At 60.1% G+C, this 3,730-nt stretch carries 5 protein-coding genes; 4 read left to right on the top strand and 1 reads right to left on the bottom strand.

The genetic code is table 11. The annotated features are described in order from the left end of the window. Positions 1 to 976 (top strand): HNH endonuclease family protein (locus SH809_08240; GenBank protein MDZ4699677.1); only part of this gene is annotated, 976 nt, incomplete at its 5' end. 121 nt (positions 977 to 1,097) lie between these two features. Here SH809_08240 and SH809_08235 read toward each other — a convergent pair. Beyond that, positions 1,098 to 1,994 (bottom strand): hypothetical protein, encoded by an 897-nt coding sequence (locus tag SH809_08235; GenBank protein MDZ4699676.1) that lies wholly within the window; start codon positions 1,992 to 1,994, stop codon positions 1,098 to 1,100. Between the two features lie 391 nt (positions 1,995 to 2,385). Here SH809_08235 and SH809_08230 point away from each other — a divergent pair, with 391 nt between their 5' ends. The 3 genes from SH809_08230 to SH809_08220 all read left to right on the top strand — a co-directional run. After that, entirely contained in the window at positions 2,386 to 2,883 is a 498-nt protein-coding gene (locus SH809_08230) for a JAB domain-containing protein (GenBank protein MDZ4699675.1), read from the top strand. A 160-nt stretch (positions 2,884 to 3,043) separates the two neighbouring features. Beyond that, the gene (locus SH809_08225) at positions 3,044 to 3,334 is read left to right on the top strand and encodes a DUF433 domain-containing protein (protein MDZ4699674.1); all 291 of its coding nucleotides are present in this window, start codon (positions 3,044 to 3,046) and stop codon (positions 3,332 to 3,334) included. 163 nt (positions 3,335 to 3,497) lie between these two features. Continuing rightward, positions 3,498 to 3,730 (top strand): hypothetical protein (locus tag SH809_08220; protein ID MDZ4699673.1); only part of this gene is annotated, 233 nt, incomplete at its 3' end.

Genomic DNA, 3,730 nt, shown 5'->3' with positions numbered 1-3,730 from the left:
GGAGCTGACCACGACGGATCTTCTCAAGAATTACCTCTTCTCACGTATGAACGCCGGCCACGACCTTGAAGCCGTCCAGCGCCGGTGGCAACGCCTCGTGAATACGGTGCACCAGGAGCGGTTTGGAGAGTTCTTGCGCTACCATTATCTGACCAGATACCCTCAGATCCGAACCGGCCGGCTCTACAAACTCGTGCGAGGCGAAGTCCAGGGGCCAGCTCAGGTACTCGAACTCCTCGACGCGCTCGAAGACCGGGGCGAGCTTTTTGATGCATTGAGCGACTCTGGCCACGCCTTGTGGGTGGAGCACAAGGAGGCGCGGCAGTGGATCCGCGAGCTGCATCTGTTCAGAGTGAAGCAGATGACGCCGCTTCTGTTCGCCGCGTACGAGCGGTTCTCCCCCCAGGAGTTCGAGCGCGTGCTTCGACTGGTCGTGGTGATCTCATTTCGGTATACCGTTGTCAGCGGACTCAATCCGAACGAACTTGAGCCCGTGTACCATGAGGCGGCGAGCGCTGTGCTGAGTGGCGTGGCGACCACGGCTCGGGACGTGTTCGAGGCGGTTCGGCGGATCTACGTGCCGGACGAAAAATTCCGGAGTGACTTCGAGCAGCTCTCCATGGCAACGTCCGGGCAGCGGAAGAAGCTGGTTAAATACATGCTGTGCCGGCTCGAACAGGATGCCTCGGGAAAACCCATCGACTTCGAGACGGACCCCGGCACCATCGAACACATCCTCCCGGAAAACCCATCGGAAACCTGGGAGGAATCGTTTCCAGAGGAGAAATGGGACGAATATGCGTACCGGATGGGTAATCTAACCCTGCTCACGGCCGCCGAAAACCGGCAGCTGGGCCAGGTTGGATACAATACGAAGATGGATGTGTACAGGAAATCCGTCTACGTCCTGACGCGGGCGGTGGTCGACGCAGCCCCGGAGGCCTGGACGCTGCCGATCCTGGAAAAGCGCCAGTAGCGTATGGCCGAGCGCGCCGTACATGTCTGGCGGGTGGATGAATAGCAGATCGTCCGGCTCCTGTGGCGAATAGAAGTCAAAGCCCGGGGGAGGCGCCCGTTCGCCTCCCCCGATGCTTCCATCAATACCGCCAGTACCCCGCCGGCACTTTGATGCCCAACTCTGTCATCTTCAGCCGGAGTGTCACCAGGTTGGCGAATAGTTCGCTCGGGAAGTCGTCGCCCTCGGTTCGGTCGCTGTCGATCACAAAAAACTGCGTTCCGATCTGCTGGCTGGTGCGGATGATCTGGGTCCAGTCGAGGTCGTCCACGGCGATGGTGGCGTTGAGGTCCTGGGCCTTGAAGCCGCGGACGCGGGTGCTCGGGGTGCGCGCGGCGTTTCGGTAGAGCAGGGCGGCGACGTCCACGCCGGCGCGGCCGGCGTCCGCGGTGCTCAACTGGAGGGCGATCGTCTCGTCGGTGTGGTCGGCGAGGATATTCCAGGCGAGTTCACCGCTGTAGGGGACGAAGCTGCTCCGCTGGCTCGCGACGCCGAGTTGCATGCCGTGTGGCGCAAGGCTCCGGGCGATCCCGTTGAGCCGGTCGGCCATCCGCAGCACCTGCTCGCGGCTGTCGTAGGTGCCCTCGGGTAACCCGCGTAGTATAAGACGGGTGTTTTCGACGGCTTCGCTGAAGGTGAGTTTTTGTGCGAGGGCGTCGCCCTCGAGGTCGGCCAGGGCCACCTGGTCGCCACTCGGTACGATTCGCCAGGTGCGGATCAGGAATTTCCAGAGGTCGGTATCGACGCCGAGGTTGCCGGAGAGCTCCACCGCATCGACGTTCCAATCCACGAGGAGGTCAAACGTGTCGTAGAGACTGATGCCGATTTCGTGCTGCAGGAGCCTCATGGGAACGGCGGGTTCGGGGCCCGAGGCGCGACTGGCGGGAAGTAGCGGATAGAGGGCGCTGATGCCGAGCGCGCTGATCGATTGACCGAGAAAGCGCCGGCGTGAGAGGAGCGAATGGGGTGTCATGGGCATGATGGATGGTTGGGCTGAAGGCTGCATCATGATGATAAAGATCCACGAAACGTCGCGGAGTTGCCGGCCAAATGTCGCCCGCTTGATTTTTTTATTCCACCGGTTTGCGGCGGCATCCCTGGCGGACTTTCACACCTGCGCCCGCGACCCGCGCGGCCTTCCTCCGGAGAGCCTGGGGCAGGGACGCCGGCGCAGCAACAGGGCGCCACCTCTTTTTTCCCCTTGTCCCCGCCTGCGGCGTGTCCAATTCCTCGCGAGGCAAAAAAGACGCGTCGCCCTGTCAAGTCCCTCCGCTTCGCTGCGGGATGCTTGCGCCGGCATCCCTACCCCATTGACGGCTCCCGGAAGGCCGCGAAGGTCGCGGTCCCCAGGTCTTTCGGAGTAAGCCGCCATGAACACCGCCCCTCTCCCCCGATTGAATGAAACCCATCAGCTTGAGCTCGCCTTCGACGGCGCCCCGGTCGTCCAGGTCCGCCTCGTTCGCGATGTCGCGCACAGTTTTCAGCCCCGAATCCAGGTGCATAGCCCTGAAGATGTCGCCCGGGTTGTTGCTCCGTACTTCGATGAGTGCGCCGCCGAAGAATTCCTCACGGTAAATCTGAATACAGCTAACGTAGTCATCAACATCGTCCATCTGACCCGCGGAGGCCTCGCCGCCTCGATCGTCGAGCCGCGGATGGTATTCCAGGCCGCGATTCTCTCCAATGCTGCCGCGATCGTCTGCTGCCACAACCATCCCTCCGGCAATCCCGAGCCGAGCCGCGAGGACATCCGCATCACGAGGCAATTGGTAGAAGCCGGCAAGATCCTCGGTATCCCGATCCACGATCACCTCATCATCACAGGTCGTGCCTACACGAGCTTCGCCGAGCGCGGGCTGATGAACTAGGAAACCCTTCGGGGTGGGGCGCTGGCTCCACCCCGATTGACTGGATTAAAAGGCCTAATGGTGATAATTCTTTATTCCGAAGCATTGTCATGGCCGTTTCGGCCACAAAGCGGCCAGCGACACCCGCCGCAAGGGTGACCGGGGAAACCCTTTCTCTGCGGTGGCTGTAGCAGACGGGTGTCCCCGCGATGATATGTGTACACCTGAGGTGCTGAATCCCATAATGGACTGGAGACCCTACATCGACTCGAATCCAGGGATTCTCTTCGGAAAACCTGTGTTCAAGCACACCCGGATCCCCGTTGATCTGCTGCTGGAGAAGCTGGCTGCCGGCGAGACCATGGAGGGTTTATTAATGGCATATCCCGGGCTTCAAAAACAGGCTTTCCTCGCGGCGCTCGCCTTTGCGGCTGATACGATTAAGAACGAGGTGGTCTACTCGATTCGCTAGTCGACACCATGTTGCGATTTCTCTTTTTGCATTTCTGGTTTCAATAGAGGGTAAATCGGACACAAAGGTGGAAAGATCGGACATGTCCTATCTTTCAGGCAATAGATGAATAGGTTAGGGGAAAATCGCACGCTCTATCTTCACCTATTCAACCTCTTCCACCATGAGAAATACGCTACTTCTCTGCCTGGGCCTGTGCATGTGCGTAACCGCACGAGCACAAAATGGGACCTACTTCGAAGGGAGTCTAGAGGTCGGAGACTCGCTTCGGACCTACCTGCTCTATGTGCCGGCCACGTACGATGGCACTCAGGAATGGCCGTTGGTCGTCAGCTATCATGGTTTTAATGTCGGGGCACAGTTTCAGGCGGATATCAGCCAGATGGACTCCGTCGC

It is taken from the genome of Rhodothermales bacterium (assembly GCA_034439735.1).
Taxonomy (GTDB): Bacteria; Bacteroidota; Rhodothermia; order Rhodothermales; family JAHQVL01; genus JAWKNW01.
The sequence above is the reverse complement of the archived record's forward strand: the minus strand, read 5'-3'. Positions and strand labels throughout refer to the sequence as shown.